Annotated in this window: 22 protein-coding genes, 1 tRNA gene and 1 pseudogene; 12 read left to right on the top strand and 12 right to left on the bottom strand. The window is 74.6% G+C overall.

Features of this window, described 5'->3' with window-relative positions; all coding sequences use genetic code 11:
* Positions 1-283, top strand: a pseudogene (locus VER05_RS15490) (methyl-accepting chemotaxis protein); the annotation flags it as partial.
* A gap of 115 nt (positions 284-398) precedes the next feature.
* On the opposite strand, the gene VER05_RS15485 reads toward VER05_RS15490, so the two are convergent.
* Complete coding sequence (locus VER05_RS15485; RefSeq protein ID WP_324846231.1) at positions 399-611, bottom strand: hypothetical protein; 213 nt, start codon at positions 609-611, stop codon at positions 399-401.
* 228 nt (positions 612-839) lie between these two features.
* Here VER05_RS15485 and VER05_RS15480 point away from each other — a divergent pair, with 228 nt between their 5' ends.
* A complete protein-coding gene (locus VER05_RS15480; protein WP_324846230.1) occupies positions 840-2,354 on the top strand; it encodes an NAD(P)/FAD-dependent oxidoreductase in 1,515 nt (504 codons plus the stop codon).
* A gap of 73 nt (positions 2,355-2,427) precedes the next feature.
* Here VER05_RS15480 and VER05_RS15475 read toward each other — a convergent pair whose 3' ends face one another.
* The 3 genes from VER05_RS15475 to VER05_RS15465 form a co-directional block, all read right to left on the bottom strand.
* On the bottom strand, positions 2,428-3,429 hold the full coding sequence (locus VER05_RS15475; RefSeq protein WP_324846229.1) for a glycine betaine ABC transporter substrate-binding protein: 1,002 nt from the start codon (positions 3,427-3,429) through the stop codon (positions 2,428-2,430).
* 195 nt (positions 3,430-3,624) lie between these two features.
* Entirely contained in the window at positions 3,625-4,347 is a 723-nt protein-coding gene (locus VER05_RS15470; protein ID WP_324846228.1) for an ABC transporter permease, read from the bottom strand.
* Positions 4,348-4,350: 3 nt separating this feature from the next.
* A complete protein-coding gene (locus VER05_RS15465; RefSeq protein ID WP_324846232.1) occupies positions 4,351-4,995 on the bottom strand; it encodes an ABC transporter permease in 645 nt (214 codons plus the stop codon).
* 154 nt (positions 4,996-5,149) lie between these two features.
* Here VER05_RS15465 and VER05_RS15460 point away from each other — a divergent pair, with 154 nt between their 5' ends.
* Both VER05_RS15460 and VER05_RS15455 read left to right on the top strand, forming a co-directional pair.
* Positions 5,150-6,199, top strand: coding sequence for an ABC transporter ATP-binding protein (locus VER05_RS15460; RefSeq protein ID WP_324846227.1), 1,050 nt, complete (start codon positions 5,150-5,152; stop codon positions 6,197-6,199).
* Between the two features lie 10 nt (positions 6,200-6,209).
* Positions 6,210-7,127 (top strand): hypothetical protein, encoded by a 918-nt coding sequence (locus tag VER05_RS15455; protein WP_324846226.1) that lies wholly within the window; start codon positions 6,210-6,212, stop codon positions 7,125-7,127.
* 89 nt (positions 7,128-7,216) lie between these two features.
* On the opposite strand, the gene VER05_RS15450 is transcribed toward VER05_RS15455, so the two are convergent.
* The 5 genes from VER05_RS15450 to VER05_RS15430 form a co-directional block, all read right to left on the bottom strand.
* Positions 7,217-7,292 (bottom strand) — tRNA-His (locus tag VER05_RS15450).
* A 54-nt stretch (positions 7,293-7,346) separates the two neighbouring features.
* The gene (gene orn / locus VER05_RS15445; protein WP_324846225.1) at positions 7,347-8,009 is read right to left on the bottom strand and encodes an oligoribonuclease; all 663 of its coding nucleotides are present in this window, start codon (positions 8,007-8,009) and stop codon (positions 7,347-7,349) included.
* A 106-nt stretch (positions 8,010-8,115) separates the two neighbouring features.
* Positions 8,116-8,319 carry a hypothetical protein gene (locus tag VER05_RS15440; protein WP_324846224.1) on the bottom strand — a complete coding sequence of 68 codons (204 nt, stop codon included), beginning with the start codon at positions 8,317-8,319 and terminating at the stop codon, positions 8,116-8,118.
* 194 nt (positions 8,320-8,513) lie between these two features.
* Entirely contained in the window at positions 8,514-9,176 is a 663-nt protein-coding gene (locus VER05_RS15435; protein WP_324846223.1) for an alpha/beta hydrolase, read from the bottom strand.
* A gap of 2 nt (positions 9,177-9,178) precedes the next feature.
* A complete protein-coding gene (locus VER05_RS15430) occupies positions 9,179-9,796 on the bottom strand; it encodes an NADPH-dependent F420 reductase (RefSeq protein WP_324846222.1) in 618 nt (205 codons plus the stop codon).
* Between the two features lie 103 nt (positions 9,797-9,899).
* Between VER05_RS15430 and VER05_RS15425 the strand changes: the two genes are divergently transcribed.
* Complete coding sequence (locus tag VER05_RS15425; RefSeq protein ID WP_324846221.1) at positions 9,900-10,424, top strand: MarR family winged helix-turn-helix transcriptional regulator; 525 nt, start codon at positions 9,900-9,902, stop codon at positions 10,422-10,424.
* 42 nt (positions 10,425-10,466) lie between these two features.
* Here VER05_RS15425 and VER05_RS15420 read toward each other — a convergent pair whose 3' ends face one another.
* Both VER05_RS15420 and VER05_RS15415 read right to left on the bottom strand, forming a co-directional pair.
* Positions 10,467-10,898: a PGPGW domain-containing protein gene (locus VER05_RS15420; protein ID WP_324846220.1), complete on the bottom strand. Its 432-nt coding sequence runs from the start codon at positions 10,896-10,898 to the stop codon at positions 10,467-10,469.
* A 98-nt stretch (positions 10,899-10,996) separates the two neighbouring features.
* On the bottom strand, positions 10,997-11,635 hold the full coding sequence (locus VER05_RS15415; protein WP_324846219.1) for a TetR/AcrR family transcriptional regulator: 639 nt from the start codon (positions 11,633-11,635) through the stop codon (positions 10,997-10,999).
* Between the two features lie 219 nt (positions 11,636-11,854).
* On the opposite strand from VER05_RS15415, the gene VER05_RS15410 reads away from it, so the two are divergent.
* From VER05_RS15410 to VER05_RS15380, 7 genes are all read left to right on the top strand, one after another.
* Positions 11,855-13,528 carry an ABC transporter substrate-binding protein gene (locus tag VER05_RS15410; RefSeq protein WP_324846218.1) on the top strand — a complete coding sequence of 558 codons (1,674 nt, stop codon included), beginning with the start codon at positions 11,855-11,857 and terminating at the stop codon, positions 13,526-13,528.
* A gap of 62 nt (positions 13,529-13,590) precedes the next feature.
* The gene (locus VER05_RS15405) at positions 13,591-14,409 is read left to right on the top strand and encodes an ABC transporter ATP-binding protein (RefSeq protein ID WP_324846217.1); all 819 of its coding nucleotides are present in this window, start codon (positions 13,591-13,593) and stop codon (positions 14,407-14,409) included.
* Positions 14,409-15,206 carry an ABC transporter ATP-binding protein gene (locus VER05_RS15400; RefSeq protein WP_324846216.1) on the top strand — a complete coding sequence of 266 codons (798 nt, stop codon included), beginning with the start codon at positions 14,409-14,411 and terminating at the stop codon, positions 15,204-15,206. The genes VER05_RS15405 and VER05_RS15400 overlap by 1 nt, the downstream gene beginning before the upstream one ends.
* On the top strand, positions 15,203-16,270 hold the full coding sequence (locus VER05_RS15395) for an ABC transporter permease (RefSeq protein ID WP_324846215.1): 1,068 nt from the start codon (positions 15,203-15,205) through the stop codon (positions 16,268-16,270). The genes VER05_RS15400 and VER05_RS15395 overlap by 4 nt, the downstream gene beginning before the upstream one ends.
* A 3-nt stretch (positions 16,271-16,273) precedes the next feature.
* Entirely contained in the window at positions 16,274-17,233 is a 960-nt protein-coding gene (locus VER05_RS15390) for an ABC transporter permease (RefSeq protein WP_324846214.1), read from the top strand.
* A 14-nt stretch (positions 17,234-17,247) separates the two neighbouring features.
* Complete coding sequence (locus VER05_RS15385; protein ID WP_324846213.1) at positions 17,248-19,590, top strand: glycoside hydrolase family 3 N-terminal domain-containing protein; 2,343 nt, start codon at positions 17,248-17,250, stop codon at positions 19,588-19,590.
* A 173-nt stretch (positions 19,591-19,763) separates the two neighbouring features.
* Positions 19,764-20,141 carry a hypothetical protein gene (locus VER05_RS15380; protein ID WP_324846212.1) on the top strand — a complete coding sequence of 126 codons (378 nt, stop codon included), beginning with the start codon at positions 19,764-19,766 and terminating at the stop codon, positions 20,139-20,141.
* On the opposite strand, the gene VER05_RS15375 is transcribed toward VER05_RS15380, so the two are convergent.
* Positions 20,107-20,786: sensor histidine kinase (locus tag VER05_RS15375; protein ID WP_324846211.1), on the bottom strand; the 680-nt coding region annotated here is incomplete at its 5' end. The two genes, VER05_RS15380 and VER05_RS15375, sit on opposite strands and share 35 nt — an antisense overlap.

Below are 20,786 nucleotides of genomic sequence, written 5' to 3'. Positions count from 1 at the left end.
GGTGGGGGCGATCGGCGAGATCTCGCACATCATCGCGAGCATCAACGACTACCAGCTGACCATCGCCTCGGCGGTGGAGGAGCAGACGGCGACGACCACGGAGATGTCCCGCTCGGTGGCCGAGGCCGCGACCGGCTCGGGGGAGATCGCCACCAACATCACCGGCGTGGCCTCGGCCGCGACCCAGTCCTCCCAGACCCTCAACCAGATGGGCTCGGCCGTCGCGGAGCTCGCCCGGATGTCGGAGGACCTGCGCGGCCAGGTGTCGCGGTTCCGGTACTGACGGCGCCCCCGCCCCGGGGCCCGGGGCGGTCCGGAGCAGGGGGCCGGACACGGCGCGACCCCCCGCGCACGCGAGCGGCGTGCGCGGGGGGTCGCGGTGCGTGCGGGGGCGCCGGTCAGTCGGCCTGCGCCTTGCGGCGCGCGGCGGCCCGGGCCCGGACGACGTCGGCGATCTGCTGCGCCTGGGCGCTGACGAGGCGGCGGAGGTCGTCGTAGTGCCGGTCGACCTCGGCGTCGGTCGCGTCGCTGTCGCGCGTGGCGATCCAGGCACGCTTCGCGGCGCGGATGTCGGCGTCCGTGACCTCGACGCGCCAGGGGTCCTCGTTCATGAGTACAAGGTCCCACCGCGACCCGGGCAGGAATCGCTTTCCCCCGACTTTCACCCGCGGACGGGCCGGGTGAAGGTCTCAATTCACCTGATAGCCGGTCGATCTCTCCCATCCTTCAAGTACCGCTGGAGTGAGCGCCCACCGGCCCGCCGACCTGCCGGAACCGCCCCGCCGGGCCACGATGGTGCCACCGCGCACCGCGGCACCCCGGAGGAACGGAGCGACGACATGACCGAGCGCACCCTGCAGACGGACGGGGCGGGCGGCCCGGGCGAGACCGTGACGTACGACGTCGTGGTCCTGGGCGCGGGCGCGGTGGGCGAGAACGCCGCGGACCGCGCGGGCCGGCTCGGGCTGTCCGTGCTGGTGGTCGAGCACGAGCTGGTCGGCGGCGAGTGCTCGTACTGGGCGTGCATGCCGTCGAAGGCGCTGCTGCGGCCGGGTGCGGTGCTCGCCGCGGCGCGGGCGGTGCCGGGCGCCGCCGAGATGGTCCAGGGCATCCTCGACCCCGCCGCGGTGCTGGCCCGCCGCGACGAGTTCACCTCGCACTGGGACGACCACGGGCAGGTCGAGTGGCTGGACTCCGCGGGCATCGCCCTGCTGCGCGGCACCGCCCGGTTCACCGGCCCGAAGGAGCTCCTGGTCGAGTCGGACGAGGGGGACACCCGGGTCATCGCCCGGCACGCCGTGATCCTGGCGACGGGCAGCGAGCCGACGGTCCCCGGCGTGCCCGGGCTGGCGGTGGCGCAGCCGTGGACCTCCCGGGAGGCGACGGCCGTCAAGGACGTGCCGGCGAGCCTGGTCGTGCTGGGCGGCGGCGTGGTCGGCGTCGAGATGGCCGTCGCCTACCGCGACCTGGGCGCCGACGTCACCCTGCTGGTCCGCGGCGAGCGCCTGCTCGACAAGGCCGAGCCGTTCGCCGCCGAGGAGGTCGCGGCCGGCCTGCGCGACCTCGGCGTCGACCTGCGGTTCGGCACCAGCGCGACCCGGGTCGACCGGGACGAGCGCGGGGTGCACCTGACGGTCTCGGGCCCGCAGGGCGACGCGGAGCTGCACGCCGACGAGGTGCTGGTCGCGACCGGCCGCCGGCCGCGCACCGCCGACCTGGGGCTGGAGCGGATCGGGCTGGAGCCGGGCGCGCCGGTCGCGGTCGACGACGCGCTGCAGGCCGCCGGCGTGCCGGACGGCTGGCTGTACGCGGTCGGCGACGTCACCGGGCGCACCGCGACGACGCACCAGGGCAAGTACGACGCCCGGGTGGCCGGCGACGTGGTGGCCGCGCGGTTCTCCGCCGACGTGGCGGAGCCGGGGGAGGGCGCCGCCGACGCCCGGGCCGCGGAGCGGGAGGCGGGCGCGTTCAGCCGGTACCGCGCGTCCGCGGACCACGTCGCGGTGCCGCAGGTCGTGTTCACGCGGCCGGAGGTCGCCTGGGTCGGGCGCACCGAGCAGCAGGCGCGCGACGCCGGCCTGCGGGTGCGGGCCGTGTCCTACCCGATCGGCTCCGTGGCGGGCGCGTCGGTGTCGGCCGACGGCTACTCCGGCACGGCGCAGGTCGTCGTCGACGAGGACCGCGGCGTGCTGGTCGGCGCGACGTTCACCGGGCCGGACGCGGCGGAGCTGCTGCAGACGGCGACCGTGGCCGTCACGGGCGAGGTGCCGCTGGACCGGCTGTGGCACGCGGTGCCGGCGTACCCGACGGTGAGCGAGGTGTGGCTGCGGCTGCTGGAGACCGCGGGGCTCTGACGCCGGGCGCGCGGACGACGAGAGGGGCGGGACCGTCGCGGTCCCGCCCCTCTCACGTGGGGTCCTGCGCCGGTCAGCTCGCGAGCGAGCCGTCGCTCGACAGCACCAGGCCGAGGGAGGCCTCGCCCTGGCGGACGGCGTCGCCGATCAGGCCGAAGTCGTAGCTCTTGAACTCGCTGACGGTGATCCCGTAGGTGTCCTCGAGCCCGATCTGGCAGAACGGGCGCTCCGGGCACTCGGCCGGGCCGGCGAGCACGACGCCGCCGGCGCAGGCCTCGGCCAGGTCGGAGAGCGTGGTCACGCCGTGCTCGTCCGCGAACTCGGAGGTCACGGCGAACGCGTTCTGGTCCTGCGCCTCGGACACGGCGCCGAAGGTCAGGCCCGCGGCCGTGCCGAGCTCGGTGAGCGCCGCGACGGTGTCGTCCGGGTCGCCGCTCGCGACGGGCTCGGCGTCCGCGCCGTTGGCGGAGGTGTTGAGGAACTCCGCCAGCGTCGCGGCGTACTCGGGCGTGAGCGTGATCTGGCCGCTCTGCAGGGCCGGGAGGTAGGTCTCGCGGTTGCCGATGGTCTGCACCTCGGCGGTGTAGCCCGCGGAGCGCAGCACGTCGGCGTAGATCTCGGACAGCGTGGCGCTCTCCGAGAAGTTCGCGGCGCCGATCACGACGCTCTGGCCGCTGCCGGCGGTCGCGTCGGTGGCGGCCAGGCCCTCGTCCTCGACGAACTGCTGGGCGGCCTCGGTCGAGGTCTGCCGGTCGATGTCGACGGCCTTGTTGAGCTGGATCAGCTTGTCGGTGTCGAGCGCCGCGGACACGGTGTCGAGCAGCGGGACGAGGTTCGGGTCGGCCTGCGCCGCCGCGGCGTTCACCGCGGGGATGACGTTGTCGGCGTTCTGCAGGCCCTCGTCGTCCTCGAGCACGACGAGCTGGTCGCCTGCGACGGGCTCGCAGACCGTGCCGCCCGAGCCGCCCGCGGAGGTCTCGGCGGTGCCGCCGCCGGAGCCGGGGTCGCCGCAGGCGGCGAGCAGCAGGAGCAGGCCGGCCGCGGCGGCGGGGAGAGTGGTGCGACGTGCGTTCATGTGCGGGTCCTCTGGTCTCGGGTGGGCACACGGTGTTCGGTGCGGTCGGCGCCTCGGACGGGTCGAGCCGGGGATGAGGCCGGGTCGGGCCGGTCGGCGCGGATGGGCATCGGGCGGGGACGTCGGTGGCCGTCGATCATTCGACCGGGGCCCCCGGGGTGCGGCAACCGCTGGGAGCGGTCGTCGCGGTCACGATCAGGTCACGGTCTGCGGGGCGGGATCGGCGGCGGTGCGGGGCCGGCGACGCCGGCGGCCGGTGGCGCGCATCGGCGCGGGGGTGAGGGCGCGCTGCACCGCGGCGAGCACGCCCTCGACGACGAGGCACAGGCCGGCGACGAGCAGCGCGCCCGCCACCACCTGGCCGTACCGCTGCAGCGCCATGCCCTGCACGATGATCGAGCCGAGGCTGGAGCCGCCGACCAGCGCCGCGAGCGGCACCGTCGCGAGGACCTGGGTGGTGGCCGTGCGCAGGCCGGCGCCGACGAGCGGCAGCGCGAGCGGGAGCTCGACGAGGGCGAGCGAGCGGCCGCCGGACATGCCCACGCCGCGCGCGGCGTCCCGGACGTCCGCGTCGACCTCCATCAGGCCCGTGAACGTGTTGCTGAGGATGGGCGGCACCGCGAACACGGCGACCGCGAGGACGGTGGCCGTCGCCCCGAACAGGCCGGTCGACGCGAAGATCGTCAGCAGCGCGAAGGTCGGCAGCGCGCGCGAGGTGTTCGCCGCGACCACGGTCACCACGCCGCCGCGCCGGCGGTGGCCGAGCCACACCCCGAGCGGCAGCGCCACCACCGCCGCGAGCAGCACCGCGAGGGCGCTGATCCGCAGGTGGTCGCCGGTCAGCGCGATCACGCCGTCGCGCCCGGTCCAGTTGAGCGGGTCGTTCAGCCAGGTGAAGGCCTCCTGCAGCACGTCCACGGCTCAGGCCTCCCGTCCGCGCCGGGCCCACGGCGTCACCGCGCGGCCGACGAGCCAGAGGAGCAGGTCCAGGACGAGCGCCAGCGCGAGGCAGAGCAGCGTCGCCGTCATGATCTCCGCGTGGTACTTGTTGTTCCGGAACCCGCGGAACATCAGCTGGCCCAGGCCGCCGTAGCCGACGACGACGCCGACGGTCACCAGCGCCACCGTGGTCACGGTCGCGAGGCGGACGCCGGCGACGATGGCGGGCACGGCGTTGGGCAGCTCGACGGTCAGCAGCAGGCGGAGCCGCCCGTAGCCCAGCCCGCGCGCGGCGTCCCGGACGCTCTCGTCCACGCCGCCGAGGCCGACCAGCACGTTGCGCACCAGCACGAGCAGCGCGTACACGACCAGGCCGATGAGCACGGGCGTCCGCCCGATGCCGGTCCACGGCACCAGCACGGTGAACAGGGCGAGCGACGGGATCGTGTAGAGCACGCTGCTGGTGCCGACGATGGGCGCGGCGAGGCGCGGGCGCAGGTGGGCGAGCATCCCGAGCGGGACCGCGATCGCGCACGCGATGAGCACGGCCTGCACGGTGAGGCTCGCGTGCTGCTCCAGCGCGCGGGAGATGTCGCCCCAGTTCCGCTGCACGTAGTCCCACGACAGCCACGGGTTGGCCGCGGGGTCGCCCGCGGCCGCCGCGACGTGGGCGGCGGTCGTCCCCGGGGTCTCGAGGCTGGTCACCGGCCAGACGCTACCGGGCACCCCCGACACCCGCCCGGCCGGGCACCTGTCGGTGGGCGCGGGTACGGTCGTCGGCATGGCCACCGCGATCGCGTTCGACCACGTCCGCAAGGCGTACGCCGACGGCACCGTCGCGGTCGGCGACCTGTCGCTCGACGTGCAGGAGCACGAGCTGCTCGCGCTCGTCGGGCCGTCGGGCTGCGGGAAGTCGACCACGCTCCGGATGGCCAACCGCCTGGTGGAGCCGACCTCGGGCCGGATCTTCCTGGACGGGGACGACGTCACGGACGTGGACGCCGTCGCCCTGCGCCGCCGCATCGGCTACGTGATCCAGAACGTCGGCCTGTTCCCGCACCGCACGGTCGAGCAGAACGTCGGCACGGTGCCCCGGCTGCTCGGCTGGGACAAGCGGCGCACCCGCGCCCGCACGGCCGAGCTGCTGGAGCTGGTCGGCCTCGCGCCCGACCGGTACGCCCGCCGCTACCCCCACGAGCTGTCCGGCGGCGAGCGGCAGCGCGTCGGCGTCGCCCGCGCCCTCGCGACCGACCCGCCCGTGCTGCTGATGGACGAGCCGTTCGGCGCGGTGGACCCGGTCGGCCGCCGCCGGCTGCAGGCCGAGTTCCGCCGGATCAAGGACGAGCTCGGCACCACCGTGATGCTCGTCACGCACGACGTGGACGAGGCGGTCCGGCTCGCCGACCGCGTGGCCGTGCTCAGCCGCGGCGGGCACCTGGAGCAGCTGTCCGACCCGGTCCGGCTGCTCGCGGCCCCCGCGAGCCCGGCCGTCGCGGACCTCGTCGGCACCGGCGCGGCGGTCCGGCTGCTCGCCCTGGGCCGCGTCGAGCGGCGGGACCTCGGCCCGGTCGCCGGTGCCGGGCCGGCCGCCGCGAACGGCCGTGCCCGGGCGTCGTCGCTCCGGGTCGGCGACCCGCTCGACGCCGCGTTCGCCGCGCTCGCCGCCGAGCCGACCGGGCGCGTCCCGGTGCACGAGGGGGAGCAGGTCGTCGGGGAGCTCGACGCCCCGGGCGTCCTCGCCGCGCTGCAGCGGCTGGTCGACGGGGCGCAGGACGCGGTGCCGAGCCCGTCCGCCGGGGAACCGGAGCCCTCCGCCGGGGCGCGTGGGTAGTCTGCCCAGGGTGACCACTCGCCTCGCCCTCGCCACCTGCGCCGCCCTGCCGGACCTCGACCCCGACGACGCGCCGCTCGTGACGGCGCTGCGGGACCGCGGCCTGGAGGTCGAGACGCCCGTCTGGAACGCCGCCGACGTCGACTGGTCGTCCTACGACGCCGTCGTGGTCCGCTCCACCTGGGACTACACCGAGCACCCGCGCGACTTCCGGTGGTGGACGCAGCGCGTCGCCCAGGCGTCCCGGCTCATCAACCCGGCGCAGGCGCTCACCTGGAACATCGACAAGATCTACCAGCGCGCCATGGAGGCCGCCGGCCTGCCGATCGTGCCGACGATCTGGATGGACCCGGCCCGCAACTTCAACGCCCGCGCGATCCACACCCGGTTCCCGGCGTTCGGCGAGTTCGTGATCAAGCCCACGGTCAGCGCCGGCTCCCGGGACACCGGCCGGTACGCCGCGGACGAGACGCCGTCCCGCGCGCTCGCGATCCAGCACGTGAAGCACCTGCTCGACGACGGCCGGCACGTCATGGTCCAGCGGTACCTCAAGCAGGTCGACTCCGTCGGCGAGACGGCGCTGGTCTACTTCGACGGGCAGCTGTCGCACAGCGTCCGCAAGGCGCCGCTGCTGGAGGGGCCGTACCGCGCGGGGGACACCGACGGGGTCCTCTACAAGGAGGAGGTCATGACCCCGCGGGAGGCCTCCGAGGCCGAGCTGGCGCTCGGGCAGCGGGTCGTCGACGCCCTGCCGCAGCTGCTGCCGGGGATCGAGCAGCCGCTCGCGTACACCCGGCTGGACCTCATCCCGGACGACGAGGGCAACCCGGTCGTCCTGGAGCTCGAGCTGATCGAGCCGAGCTTCTTCTTCGCGCAGGCCCCGGAGGCGGTCGACCGCTTCACGGAGGCGATCCTGCGCCGCCTCTGAGCGTGCGACGGCGTGGCCGGCCGGGCCGACGGCCGGGCAGCAGCAACGGCGAAGGGCGCCGCTCCCTCGGGGAGCGGCGCCCTTCGCGCTGGGGTGGCTAACGGGACTTGAACCCGCGACCTCCTGGACCACAACCAGGCGCTCTACCACCTGAGCTATAGCCACCACGACCCCGGAGCTCCGGGGCCGTCGACAAGCATACCGGGTCTTCGGGGGTCCTCAGGACGTGGCGGTCGAACCGCGGTGCGCCGCGGCCACCGAGGTCGCCTCGATCTGCGTCGCGATGGCCTTCGCGGCCTTGGAGTCGGGGCCCGGCTGCGGCACCAGCAGCGCCGCCCGGTAGTAGCGGAGCTCGTCGATGCTCTCCAGGATGTCGGCGAGCGCGCGGTGGCCGCCGTTCTTCTTCGGGGAGGAGAAGTAGACCCGCGGGTACCAGCGGCGGGCCAGCTCCTTGATCGAGGAGACGTCGATGATCCGGTAGTGCAGGTGGCCGACGAGCTCGGGCATGTCGCGGTCGAGGAACACCTTGTCGGTGCCGACCGAGTTGCCGGCGAGCGGCGCCTTGCCCGGCTCGGGCACGTGCTCGCGGATGTACGCGAGCACCTGGGCCTGGGCGTCCTCGAGCGTGGTGCCGGTGGCCAGCGCGTCGAGCAGGCCGGAGCTGGTGTGCATGTCGCGGACGAAGTCGCCCATCTGCGCCAGCGCCTCGGCGGGCGGCGCGATGATGACGTCGACGCCCTCGCCCAGGACGGTGAGCTCGGAGTCGGTGACGACGGCGGCGACCTCGACGAGCGCGTCCTGGACGTTGTCCAGCCCGGTCATCTCGCAGTCGATCCAGACGATCCGGTCGGCCTTGCCGTTGCCGTTGCTCAGGGTGCTCACCTGCTCAGGGTACGGGTGAGCCCGCCGGACGGGTGTCCGACGGGCTCACCGGGTGGTGCGGGGCGGCGGGACGGCCGCCCGGGGCCGGCCACGGGGCGTCCCGGGGTCAGCGGATGGCGGCGACCGTGGTGGTCGCCGGCAGCAGGGCCCGCAGGCGCGGCTGCCGGCGGGGTTCCGGAGGTCGACCGCGGGTCTCGGCGGCCGGTCTGGCCTCGGCGCGCCGGGCGGCGTGCCGGGACAGCAGGCGGGCGGTCTCGACGCGCTCGCGGTGGTCGGCCTGGATCAGGTCGAACGTCAGGGTGGGGTGCATGGTGGGTGGGTCCTTCGAACGTTCCGGGAGGGGCCTGGCCGGGCCCCGGGACTCACCGCGCGGTACCAGAACGTTCCCACCCGCCCGCGCCCCGGGTCATGCGTTTATCGGACGCCGACGTCGGCACTCCGGTGCCGAGGTCGGCACCTCGGGCTGCCGAACTCGGCCGCGGAGTGCCGAACTCGGCGGAGGGATCACGCGAGGGGGAGGGTGCGGGAGAGGAAGGTGCGCGCGTCCGCCAGGACGCGGGCGTCGACGGCGTGGGCCAGGCCCGGGTACGCGCGGTGCTCCAGGGCCGTGTGCGACTCCAGCCACGCCGCGGTCCGGGCCGTCGCCGCGCGCGGGATCACCGGGTCCGCGTCGCCGTGGCCGAGCAGGACGGGCACCCGCGGGTCCCGCGCGGCCAGCGCCGCGTCCCCCGGCTCCTCGGCGTCGAGCGCGAAGCCCGACAGCACGACCGCGGCCGCGAACCGGTCCGGCCGCGCGCGGAGCAGCTGCGTCGCCATCAGCCCGCCCTGGGAGAACCCGAGCAGCGCGACCGGCCGCGTCGCGGCGCGCGGGTCCGCGTCCAGCCAGGCGAGCAGCGCGCCGGCCGCGGCCCGCACGTGCGCCGGGTCGGGCCGGCCGGGGGTGGCCAGCGGCGCCCAGGCGAACCCGGGCCCGCCGGGCAGCGGCCCGCGGGGCGCGGCCAGCGCGAGCCCGCCGGGCAGGTGCGGGGCGAGCCCGAGCAGGTCGCCCTCGTGCGAGCCGTAGCCGTGCAGCAGCACGAGCAGCGGCGCGTCCGGCCCCGGGGCGGCGCCGGGGGTCTGGCCCCACCGGGCCGCCGCGGGGTCGACCGCGAGCGCCTCCGCGGTCACGCTCAGCGCTCCAGCGCGAAGCCCGACGTCCAGGACGTCTGCTCGCCGGCCGCCAGCGTCATCTGCAGGAAGCCCAGCGCCTCGAGCTCGCGCGCCCGCTTCAGCGAGCCCGCGTCCACGGCGCGCAGGCCGCCGCCCTCGACGACCCCGGCCAGCGCGGCCTTGGCGTCCGCGTCGTCGCCGGCGACCAGGACGGTCGTCGGCAGGGCGCCCACGGTGCCCGAGGCCAGGGTCGCGGCGAAGTTCGTGCTGAACGCCTTGAGCACCCGGGCCTGCGGCAGCAGCGCGGCCAGCTCCGCGGTCGCGGACGAGTCCGCGGGGACGACCAGCGCGTCGAACGTCGCGAAGTCGACCGGGTTGGTGGTCTCGACGACGACGCGGCCCGCGAACCCGTCCGGGTACTGCGCGGCCACCTCGGCGAGGGCGGGGTAGGGGAGGGCGAGCACGACGACGTCGCCGGTCACGGCGTCGCCGACGGTGCCGGCGGTCACCGCCGGGTCCACGGCCGCGGCCTTCGCGGCGTCCCGGGCGAGCACCTGCACGTCGGCGCCGGCCTTCAGCGCCAGGCGCGCCACCGCGCCGCCGATGTTGCCCGCCCCGATGATGGTCACGCTGGTCATGTCTGCTCCTCCAGGGATCGCTCCGCGGCAACCGACATGTTGTCGCTTCAACCAACGTACGACTTCCAGGTTGAAGCGTCAACCATTCGCTAGGATGTCCACCATGACCGACGACACCCGCTGGCTGACCGCGCGCGAGCTGCAGGCCTGGATGCGCCTGGAGGCGGTCGCGGAGCTGCTGCCGGCCGCGCTCGACCACCAGCTGCAGCGCGACGCCGACCTGTCGCACTACGACTACCTAGTCCTCGCGAAGCTCTCCGAGGCGCCCGACCGCACGCTGCGGATGAGCGGGCTCGCCGCCAGCACGAACGCGACGCTGCCCCGGCTGTCGCACGTCGCGGCCCGGCTGGAGGCGCGCGGCTTCCTCACCCGCACCCGGGACGAGGGCGACCGGCGCGCGACGCTGGCCACGCTGACCGAGGAGGGCTGGCGCAAGGTCGTCGCCACGGCGCCGTCGCACGTGGGGGAGGTGCGGCGCCTGGTGGTGGACCGGCTCACGGCCGAGCAGGTCGAGCAGCTGGACGCGATCGCGCTCGCGGTGCTCGGGGCGCTGGACCCGGAGAACCGGCTGCAGGCGCAGAACCCGGTCGTCGACCCGTCGGACGCCTGCGGCAACGAGGCGGGCTGACGCCCGGCCCCCGCCTGGATCGCGCGCGGGCGACCCGCCGCGTCAGGCCGCCGGGGCCCCCCGGCGCCCGGCCGCCGACGCCGCCGCGGCGCGGCGCTCGGCCGCGCGGCGGGCCCGGCGCTCGCGGAACGCGTGCCAGGTCCGCAGCACCAGCGCCTTGAGCCGGTGGTTGAACCGCTGGATCACGGCGAACTCGGTCCCGAGGATGCCGAGCCCGAGGAAGATCGCGAGCCAGCCCGGCCCGGGCAGCACCAGCATCGCGATGCCCGCGAGCACCACGGTCGCGCCGACCACCGTCACCACGACCTTGTAGGTCAGCCGCAGCCACGGCCGGCTGTCCAGCCGCGCGCGCAGCCGGGCCAGGGCGCGGTGCGCGCCGGTGTCGGTGCGCTCGCCCGCGGCGATCTCGGCGGCGAGGCCCTCGGCGGGCGCGGTGCCCTCCGGGCCGGCGCCGGCGGGGGTCGGTGACGTCATGCCAGCAGAGACGACCGGGCGGCCCGGTTGGTTCCCGGTCGCGCGGGTGAGGCCGCGAGCGGCGCCGCGGGCCGGGGCCTCGGGCGGCCCCGCCCGGGTCACGCGGGGTCGAGCGGCGACGGACGCGGGTCCAGCACCGCGGAGACCAGCGCCTCGATCGCGAACGCGCTCGCCTCGGCGAGCTCCACGTCGTCCCGCGCGAGCAGCCACTGGACCTGCAGCCCGTCCATCACGGCCAGGATCGACGCGGCGGCGCGGTCGACCGTCGCGGGCACGGTGATCCCGCGCTCGGCGCAGACGTCCTCGAAGGCGTCGCGGAGGTCCTGGCGCAGGGTGCGGTACCGGTCCTGGAAGTAGGTCCGCCCGGGGTGGTCGTCGGTGACGGACTCCGCGGACAGCACGGCGTAGGCCTGCACGATCCCGGGCCGGCTCTCGTTGGCAAAGGCGGTGCGGACCAGGTGCCGGAACCGCTCCAGGCCGTCGGGCATCCGCTGGTCCTGCAGGCCCTCGACGTCGGTGCGGTCGCGGAACTCCAGCACCTCGAGGAGCAGCTGGTCCTTGGACCCGAAGTGGTGCAGGATCCCGGCGTGCGTCATGCCGACCTGGTCGGCGATCTCCGTGAGCGGGCCCCGGTTGTAGCCCTTGGAACCGAACGTGGCGGTGGCGGCACGGAGGATCTCGGTGCGCTTGGCCAGGGTCTCCGGCCGGGCCCGCGGGGCGCGCCTCGTGGTGCTCATCCGTTCCTCACATCCTCGTGTCGCGCCCCTCGACGCGCGGCCAACCCTAGCGGCGCCCACCGCGGCCGAGGCCCCCGGGGTCACGACTTGGTCACGGCTCCCGCAGGGGGCTGGAAATGACTTACTGACAGTGTAGTAACGTTCCGGCCAGCGCGATCGCGACGACGCGGCGCGACCTCAGAGGGGCCCGCGCGGGCGTCTCGTTTCAAAGGAGAAACCATGAGGGTGAAGTTCCCGGCGATCGCGCTCGGCGTGGCCGCCGCGCTGGCGCTGACGGCCTGCTCCGGAGACACGGGGGGCGGGGGGAGCACCACGACCGGCGGTGGCGGTGCCGCCCTGACCATCGCGAAGCCGGACGGCGCCATCACCACCGAGTCGAACAACCCGTTCCTGGGAGACAGCTCGGCCAGCATGTACGGCTACCGCTACGCCATGTTCGAGACGATGGCGCTGGTGAACACCGCCGACTCGAGCGTGGTCACCCCGCGCCTGGCCTCCGAGCTGGAGTGGAACGCCGACTACACCGAGCTCACGGTCACGGCCCGCGATGGCGTGACGTGGCAGGACGGCGAGCCGTTCACCATCGACGACATCGTCGGCACGTTCGACATGTACCTCGACGGCCGGCTCACCGACACCGCCGCGCTCGACTACCTGGGCGCCGACGTCGACGGGGACTCGGCCACGCTGAAGTTCGGCAACTCCAAGTTCGTCAAGCGCGGCACCGTGCTGCACGTCCCGATCGTGCCGAAGCACATCTGGGACACCCTGGACGACCCGTCGACCGCCGCGCTCACCGGCGAGGGCGAGGCGATCGGGACCGGCCCGTACGTCCTGTCGAGCTGGTCGACCGAGTCGGTGACGCTGACCGCCAACCCGGACTACTGGGACGGCGAGCTGGCGGTCCCCGAGCTGCACTACGTGTCGTACGGCGACAACTCCGCGCTCGCCACGGCCCTGACCACCGGCGAGGCGGACTGGGCCCAGGCGTTCCTGCCGCAGGTCCAGGAGACCTTCCTCGACAAGGACCCGGCCAACCGCTACCTCGTGACCCCGACGGCCGGCGCGGGCACGCTCTTCCTCAACCTGACCCGCAAGCCCTTCGACGACCCCGCGCTGCGCGAGGCGCTCGCCTGGACCGTCGACCGCGAGGCCTACGTCGAGATCGCCCGGGAGGGCGCCTCGGCCGTCGTGGACTCGGTGACCGGCCTCGGCCCGTCGCTGGAGCAGGACGTCGTCGACGAGTTCGCGGGCCAGACCTACGAGGTCGACCTCGACAAGGCGACGGCCATCCTCGAGGACGCCGGCTACACGGGCGTCGGCGACGCGCTCGTGGACCCGGACGGCGAGCCGGTGACCTTCGCGGTCTCGGTGCCCGCCGGCTGGACCGACTGGAACACCGAGCAGGCGCTGCTCTCCGAGCAGATGAAGGAGCTCGGCATCGAGGTCACGATCGAGCAGCCCGACTGGGGCGGCTGGGACGAGGCCCGCAAGACCGGGGACTTCGACGCGATCATCCACTGGCTCGACGGCGAGGGCGCCTGGGGCGTCTACGACTCGATCATGGGGACCCGCTGGATCACGACCGACGCCGACGGCGTCGAGAACGCCGACTTCAACTTCGGCCGGTACAGCAACCCCGAGGTCGACGCCGCGCTGAACACCTACGCGAGCACGGACAACGACGCCGACCGCGCCGCCGCGATGACGACGCTCCAGCAGGCGTTCGTGCGGGACGTCCCGGCGATCCCGCTGGGCTCGCACCCGCTGCTGGGCCTGTTCAACGAGCGCAGCTACACCGGCTGGCCGACCGAGGAGGACATGTACGCCTCCGCCGACCCGACCCAGGCCGAGGTCGCCCTCGTCCTGAGCACCCTCGAGCCCGTCGAGTGATCCCGTGCCAGGGGCGGCGCACGCCGCCGCCCCTGGCACCCTCACGCAAGGAGACCTCACAGATGAGCGACCCCCTCCTGTCGGTCCGGGACTTCTCGGTCCGGTACGAGACCGCCGCACCCGTGGACGCGGTCCGGGACGTGTCCCTCACCGTGCACCGGGGCGAGGTGCTCGGGCTCGCCGGCGAGTCCGGGTGCGGCAAGACCACCCTGGCCTACGGCGTCCAGCGCCTGCTCAAGCCCCCGGCCGTGATCCCCGGCGGGTCCGTCACCTGGCACGACGCCGACGGCACCGACGTCGACCTGCTCGCCCTGAGCCCCGACGCGATGCGGGCGTTCCGGTGGGACAAGGTCTCCATGGTGTTCCAGGGCGCGATGAGCGCGCTGAACCCGGTGGCGACGGTCGGCGCGCAGCTCGCCGACGTGTTCGAGGTGCACCGGCCCGGGATGTCCCGCGCCGAGCGCACCGCCGCGGTGGTCGAGCTGCTCGAGATCGTCAAGGTCGGCGCGGCGCGGATCAAGAGCTACCCGCACGAGCTGTCCGGGGGGATGCGCCAGCGCATCATGATCGCGATGGCGCTCGCCCTGCGGCCCCAGCTCGTGGTCATGGACGAGCCGACGACGGCGCTGGACGTGCTGGTGCAGCGGGAGATCCTCCGGGAGATCACCGGCCTGCGCGAGGCGTTCGGGTTCTCGGTCGTGTTCATCACGCACGACCTGCCGCTGCTGCTGGAGATCTCGGACCGGATCGCGATCATGCGCGCCGGGCAGATCGTCGAGATCGACACCGCGGCGAACATCTGGTTCCGGCCGCAGCACGACTACACGAAGACGCTGCTGTCGTCCTTCCCCCGCCTCACCGCCGAGCGGGGGGTGGCCTGATGACGGCGATCGAGGTCCGGGGCGTCTCCAAGACCTACCGCGTCCGCGGCGCGGGGTCGATCGACGCCCTGCAGGACGTGTCGTTCACGCTGTCGAGCGGCCAGACCATCGGCATGGTGGGCCAGTCCGGCTCCGGCAAGTCGACGGTCGCCAAGATCCTCACCCAGATGGAGCGGCCCACCAGCGGGCAGGTGCTCCTCGACGGCAGGCCGATCCCGACCCGGGGCGCGGCGCTGCTCTCCTACCGCCAGCAGCTGCGCATGGTGTTCCAGGACCCGTTCGCGTCGCTGAACCCGTACCACTCGATCCGGCACCACGTCGCGCGACCGCTCGCGCTGTCCGGCGTCGTGCCGCCGGAGGAGGTCGACGCCGAGGTGCACCGCCTGCTGGACAGGGTGCAGCTCGACGCCGCCGTCGTCGACCGCCGGCCGCACGAGCTGTCCGGCGGCCAGCGGCAGCGGGTCGCCATCGCCCGCGCCCTGGCCCCGCGCCCGGCCCTGCTCGTCGCGGACGAGCCGGTCTCGATGCTCGACGTGTCGCTGCGGATGGGGGTGCTCGCCCTGCTGTCCGACATCCAGGCCCAGGACGGGCTCGGGGTGCTCTACATCACCCACGACCTCGCCACGGCCCGGTACTTCTCCGACGAGATCATCGTGCTCAACCAGGGCCGCGTCGTCGAGCACGGCTCGGCCGACGACGTCATCCTGCGCCCGCAGCACCCGTACACCCGCGAGCTCCGCGAGGCGTCCCCCGACCCCGAGCGCTTCTTCGTCGACGCCGCCGGAGGTGCGCGATGACCACGACCACCACCCCCGAGACCGACGTGGTCGCCGACGGGACGACCGCGACCCGGGCCACCCGGTCCCGGCCGCGGGCGCCCTGGCGGTTCATCGGCCGGCGCGTCGCGTTCTACCTGTTCACCCTGTGGGCCGCGATCACGATCAACTTCTTCGTGCCCCGCCTGATGAAGGGCGACGCGGTCGACAACTACCTCGCCCGCAACCGCGGGATGTCCCCGGAGGCGGCCGACGCGCTGCGCGCGCTGCTCGGCCTGGACTCCGACCGGACCCTGTGGCAGCAGTACCTGGACTACCTGGGGATGCTGGCCCGGGGCGACCTCGGCGTCGCCATCACGCACGGCCTGCAGCCGGTCGGCCAGGTCATCGCGAACGCGCTGCCGTGGACGATCGGCCTGATCGGGCTGGCGACCGTCCTCTCGTTCCTGATCGGCACCGTCGGGGGCGCGTTCGTCGGCTGGCGGCGCGGCTCCCGGCTGGACGCGCTCATCCCGGTGACGACCTTCCTGTCGACCGTCCCGTACTTCTGGATCGGGCTGATGGCGATCTCGGTGTTCGCCGTCACGCTCGGCTGGTTCCCGATCGGCAAGGCCTACGGGATCGGCACCGTGCCCGGCCTGACGCCGGAGTTCCTCGGGGAGGTGATCAAGCACGGGACGCTGCCGCTGGCCACGATCGTCGTCGCCTCGCTCGGCGGCTGGATGCTCGGGATGCGCAACATGATGCTCACGGTCCTCGACGAGGACTACGTCACCGTGGCGCAGGCCAAGGGCATGCCGAACCGGCGCGTCCTGTGGCGCTACGCCGCGCGCAACGCCGTCCTGCCGCAGATCCAGTCGTTCGCCCTGTCGATCGGCTTCATCGTCGGCGGCGCCATCATCGTCGAGCAGGTCTTCTCCTACCCCGGCGTCGGCAAGATGCTCCTGGACGCCACGAACGCCAAGGACTACGCCCTCATGCAGGGCGGCTTCCTCGTGATCGTGCTGGCCGTCCTCGTCGCCAACATCCTGGCGGACGTCGCCTACGCGGTCCTCGATCCCCGTACCCGCCAGTCGGAGGCCTGAGAGATGTCGATCACCCAGCTGACCCCGCGGGGCCGCGGCGCCCGGCTCGGCGCGGGCTTCGCGATGTTCCGCAACGGCAAGTCGGTCGCCGGCCTGTCGATCCTCGCGGTGTTCGTGGTCGTGGCGGTCTTCGCCGACCAGCTCGCCCCGTTCTCCCCGACGCAGATCGACGCGACCGCCCGGCTGCAGCCGCCGAGCGGCACGCACTGGTTCGGCACGACCCACCTCGGCGAGGACGTCCTCAGCCAGGTCATCTACGGCACCCGCGGCGTGGTCGTCGTCGGGGCGCTCACCTCGCTGATCTCGATGGCGATCGCCATCGTCGTCGGCGTCCTGGCCGGCTACCTCCCGGGGTGGCGGTCCGAGGCGCTGTCGGCCCTGGCGAACGTCTTCCTCGTCATCCCGGGCATCCCGATCCTCATCATCATCGCGTCGCGGTTCACCAACCCGCCGCTGTGGGTGGTCGCGGCGATCCTCGGCATCCTCGGCTGGGGCTGGGGCGCGCGGGTGCTGCGGGCCCAGACGATGTCGCTGCGCAACCGGGACTTCGTCCAGGCCGCGCGGCTCAACGGCGAACCGCTGCGCCGCATCATCGGGGTCGAGATGCTGCCGAACCTCACCGCCCTGATCGCGTCGTCGTTCGTCGGCTCGGTCACCGCGGCGATCCTCGGCCTGACCACGCTGTCCTACATCGGCGTCATCCCGGTCAACGCCTACAACTGGGGCACCATCCTGAACTGGGCCTCGGCCCAGGGCGCCTTCACCCAGAACCAGTGGTGGTGGTTCCTGCCGCCGGGGCTGTGCATCGCCGCGATCGGCGTCGCCCTGGCACTGTTGAACTTCGGCATCGACGAGTACATCAACCCCCGGCTGCGCTCGGCCGGCGAGCTCGCCCGTGCCATGCGGCGCAAGGGCCTCGACACCACCGGCGGCGTCACCGCCGTCACCTCGACCACGAAGTAAGGAACGACCCGCTGATGAACGCCACGTCTCTCGACGCCCGCTACCTCGACGCCGGCCTCCCCGTCGCCGACCGCGTGCGGGACCTGCTCGCCCGGATGACCGTCGAGGAGAAGGTCGGGCAGATGCTCCAGCTCGACGCCCGGGGCGACTACGCGGACGACATCCTGCACAAGCACGTGGGGTCGATCCTGCACGCGTCGCCCGAGCGGCTGGCGCACGCGCACGACCTGACGGCCGAGACCCGGCTGCGCATCCCGCTGCTGGTCGGCGAGGACTGCATCCACGGGCACTCGTTCTTCGTCGGGTCGACCATCTTCCCGACCCAGCTCGGCATGGCGGCGTCCTGGGACGTCGACCTGGTCGAGCAGGTCGCCCGGGTCACCGCCCGCGAGGTCGCGACGACCGGCGTGCACTGGACGTTCAGCCCGGTGCTCTGCATCGCCCGCGACCTGCGCTGGGGCCGGGTGGACGAGACGTTCGGCGAGGACCCGTTCCTCATCGGCGAGCTCGCGTCCGCGATGGTCCGCGGGTACCAGGGCACCGGCCTCGACGACCCCACGGCGATCCTCGCCACCGCCAAGCACTTCGCGGGGTACTCCGAGACCCAGGGCGGCCGGGACGCGTCCGAGGCCGACATCTCCCGCCGCAAGCTCCGGTCCTGGTTCCTGCCGCCGTTCGAGCGGGTCGCCCGGGAGGGCTGCGCCACGTTCATGCTCGGCTACCAGACGATGGACGGCGTGCCGATCACGGTCAACGACTGGCTGCTGAACGACGTGCTCCGCGGCGAGTGGGGCTACACCGGCACTCTCATCACCGACTGGGACAACGTCGGCCGCATGGTCTGGGAGCAGAAGGTGCAGCCCGACTACGCGCACGCCGCCGCGGCCGCGGTCAGGGCCGGCAACGACATGGTCATGACGACGCCCGGGTTCTTCGCCGGCGCGCTGGAGGCCATCGAGACCGGCCTGCTCGCGGAGGCCGACCTGGACGCCGCCGTCAGCCGCATCCTCACGCTGAAGTTCCGGCTGGGGCTGTTCGAGGACCCGCGCCGGCCCGACGCCGGGGCGCAGGCGACCGTCGTGGGCGCGCCCGCGCACGCGGACCTCAACCTGGACGTGGCGCGGCGCTCGCTGGTGCTGCTGCGCAACTCCGGCGTGCTGCCGCTGGCCGGCGGCTACGCGGGGGTGCCGGGCGCGGCGGCGCGGGCGGCAGACGGCGGCGGGGTCCCGGCGCCCGGGGCGCTGCGGGCCTCGGGCGGAGACGACACCCCGCGCCGGGTCGCGGTGGTGGGCCCGCTGGCCGACGACCACGAGGCGCACCTCGGCGACTGGGCGGGCAACTCCGGCCAGGCCGACTGGCTGCCCGAGGGGCACCCGCGCGACATGATCGTGACGATCCTCGACGGCCTGCGGGCGTCGGCGCCGGTCGGCTGGGCCGTGTCGCACAGCCGGGGTGCGGACGTGCTCGACCTGGTGCCGGACCCGGCGGGCGAGCTCTACCCGGACGGGCAGCCGCGGCCGAAGATCGGCGTGCCGGTCGAGCCGGACGCGGCGCTCATCGCCGAGGCCGTGGCCGCCGCCCAGGACGCCGACTACGTCGTGGCGGTGGTGGGCGACCAGATCCAGCTGGTCGGCGAGGGCCGGTCGACGGCCACGCTGGAGCTGGTCGGCGGGCAGAACGCGCTGCTCGACGCGCTCGCGGCCACCGGGAAGCCGCTGGTCGTGGTGCTGCTCGCGTCCAAGCCGCTGGTGCTGCCGCCGTCCGTGGCGTCGGCCGACGCCGTGCTGTGGGTGGCGAACCCGGGCATGCAGGGCGGGCAGGCGGTCGCCGAGGTGCTGCTCGGGCTCACCGAGCCGTCCGGGCGGCTGCCGATCTCGTTCGCGCGGCACGCCGGCCAGCAGCCGACGTACTACAACCAGATCCGCGGGCAGCACGGCGACCGGTACGCCGACCTCACCCAGGAGCCGGCGTTCGTGTTCGGCGAGGGGCTCTCGTACACGACCGTCGAGTACGCCGACCTGCGGCTCGACCGGTCCACCGCGGCGGTGGGGGAGACGGTGCGCGCGACGGTGACGCTCACCAACACCGGGACCCGACCGGCGCGGGAGACCGTGCAGCTCTACGTGTCCGACGCGGTCACCTCGGTGTCCTGGGCGGACAAGGAGCTGAAGGCGTACGCCCAGGCGGACGTGGCTGCGGGTGCGTCCGTGGACGTGACGGTGGAGCTCGCGGTGGCGGACTGCACGATCGTCGACGCCGCGGGGCGCCGGGTCGTGGAGCCGGGCCGGTTCGACGTCCTGGTGGGCCGCTCCTCGCGGGACGCGGACCTGCTCCGGGCGGCGTTCGAGGTGCGCTGAGGCGCGTGGCCGGCGTCCGCCGGCGTGCGACGAGTGCCTAGCAGACGTGTCGAGTGCCTATCCGCCGGATAGGCACTCGACACGTTTCGTGCTCACTCGCGGGCTGGGGCGGCCGGAGGTCAGCGGGCGGGCGGACTCCTCAGGTCGCACCGCTCCGGGCCGAAGGGTCGGGCGTGCCCGTGCCCCTGCCCGTCGACCGGCTGGCCCACCGCCGGCCGCGCCGGCGCGCGCGCCTGCTGACGGCGCTCGCGCCGTTCCCGGCCGTCTGGTTCGCCCTGCAGGTCTACCGCGCCGCACGGTCGGACGAGCCCGACGTGCACGCGCGCGGCGCCTGGTGGTTCGTGCACCTGGGGCTGTACCTGGTGGTCGCGGCCTGGGTCGTCGCGCGCGCCTGGCGGCGGAGCCGCGCCGCCCGGCCGTACACCCAGCGCATCGAGGACCTCGGCGCCGCCCGGCCGAGCGGCGAGGCGCGCGGGGTGCCCGAGCTCGACGCCGCGTCCGGCCGGCACCGCGGCCTCACCGGGCAGGTCGAGCCGCCGCGGCGGTGGTGAGCGCGCCCGCGTCCACCGCGCCGGGCAGCGTGACCGTCGCGCGCAGGCCGCCCGCCGGGCGCGGGGCCAGGTGCAGCGTGCCGCCGTGCGCCGTGGCCACCGCGCGGACGATCGACAGGCCGAGCCCGGCGCCGCCGTCGCGGGCGCGGCGCCGGCGGCGGGACGCGTCGGCGCCCGGACCGCCGGCGTGCTGGTGGAACGGCTCGGTGAGCGCCGGCACCGCCTCTGGCGGGACGACGGGGCCGGAGTTCTCGACCACGACCCGGGCGCCGGCCCCAGGGCCGACCGCCGGGCCCGTGCGGACCGTCACGAACCCGCCCCGCGCGTTGTGCCGCACCGCGTTGTCGACCAGGTTCTGCACCAGCCGCTCCAGCAGCAGCGGGTCGCCGGTCACGGGAGCGGGCGCGAGGTCGGCCTCGACGGCCACCCCGGCGCGACCGGCCTCGCCCGCGGCCTGCGCCACGACCGTCCGCGCCAGGTCCGCGAGGTCGGCCTCCTCGACCGCCGCGGGCGCCTGCTCCGCCACGGCCAGCGTCAGCAGCCCGTCGATCAGGCGCTCGTGCCGCGCGGTCACCCCGAGCAGCCGGTCGCCGAGCGCGCGGGTCTCGGCGGGGGTCGCGGGGTCGTCGAGGGCGACCTCCAGGA

Source organism: Cellulomonas sp. (genome assembly GCF_035634735.1).
Classification (GTDB): domain Bacteria; phylum Actinomycetota; class Actinomycetes; order Actinomycetales; family Cellulomonadaceae; genus Cellulomonas.
The sequence above is the reverse complement of the archived record's forward strand: the minus strand, read 5'-3'. Positions and strand labels throughout refer to the sequence as shown.

What these genes read in the sequence shown, in the direction of transcription:
- VER05_RS15485 (WP_324846231.1), bottom strand. Translation starts at nt 611, where the DNA reads ATGAACGAGGACCCCTGGCGCGTCGAGGTCACGGACGCCGACATCCGC.
- VER05_RS15480 (WP_324846230.1), top strand. Translation starts at nt 840, where the DNA reads ATGACCGAGCGCACCCTGCAGACGGACGGGGCGGGCGGCCCGGGCGAG.
- VER05_RS15475 (WP_324846229.1), bottom strand. Translation starts at nt 3,429, where the DNA reads ATGAACGCACGTCGCACCACTCTCCCCGCCGCCGCGGCCGGCCTGCTC.
- VER05_RS15460 (WP_324846227.1), top strand. Translation starts at nt 5,150, where the DNA reads ATGGCCACCGCGATCGCGTTCGACCACGTCCGCAAGGCGTACGCCGAC.
- VER05_RS15440 (WP_324846224.1), bottom strand. Translation starts at nt 8,319, where the DNA reads ATGCACCCCACCCTGACGTTCGACCTGATCCAGGCCGACCACCGCGAG.
- VER05_RS15430 (WP_324846222.1), bottom strand. Translation starts at nt 9,796, where the DNA reads ATGACCAGCGTGACCATCATCGGGGCGGGCAACATCGGCGGCGCGGTG.
- VER05_RS15425 (WP_324846221.1), top strand. Translation starts at nt 9,900, where the DNA reads ATGACCGACGACACCCGCTGGCTGACCGCGCGCGAGCTGCAGGCCTGG.
- VER05_RS15420 (WP_324846220.1), bottom strand. Translation starts at nt 10,898, where the DNA reads ATGACGTCACCGACCCCCGCCGGCGCCGGCCCGGAGGGCACCGCGCCC.
- VER05_RS15415 (WP_324846219.1), bottom strand. Translation starts at nt 11,635, where the DNA reads ATGAGCACCACGAGGCGCGCCCCGCGGGCCCGGCCGGAGACCCTGGCC.
- VER05_RS15410 (WP_324846218.1), top strand. Translation starts at nt 11,855, where the DNA reads ATGAGGGTGAAGTTCCCGGCGATCGCGCTCGGCGTGGCCGCCGCGCTG.
- VER05_RS15405 (WP_324846217.1), top strand. Translation starts at nt 13,591, where the DNA reads ATGAGCGACCCCCTCCTGTCGGTCCGGGACTTCTCGGTCCGGTACGAG.
- VER05_RS15400 (WP_324846216.1), top strand. Translation starts at nt 14,409, where the DNA reads ATGACGGCGATCGAGGTCCGGGGCGTCTCCAAGACCTACCGCGTCCGC.
- VER05_RS15395 (WP_324846215.1), top strand. Translation starts at nt 15,203, where the DNA reads ATGACCACGACCACCACCCCCGAGACCGACGTGGTCGCCGACGGGACG.
- VER05_RS15390 (WP_324846214.1), top strand. Translation starts at nt 16,274, where the DNA reads ATGTCGATCACCCAGCTGACCCCGCGGGGCCGCGGCGCCCGGCTCGGC.
- VER05_RS15385 (WP_324846213.1), top strand. Translation starts at nt 17,248, where the DNA reads ATGAACGCCACGTCTCTCGACGCCCGCTACCTCGACGCCGGCCTCCCC.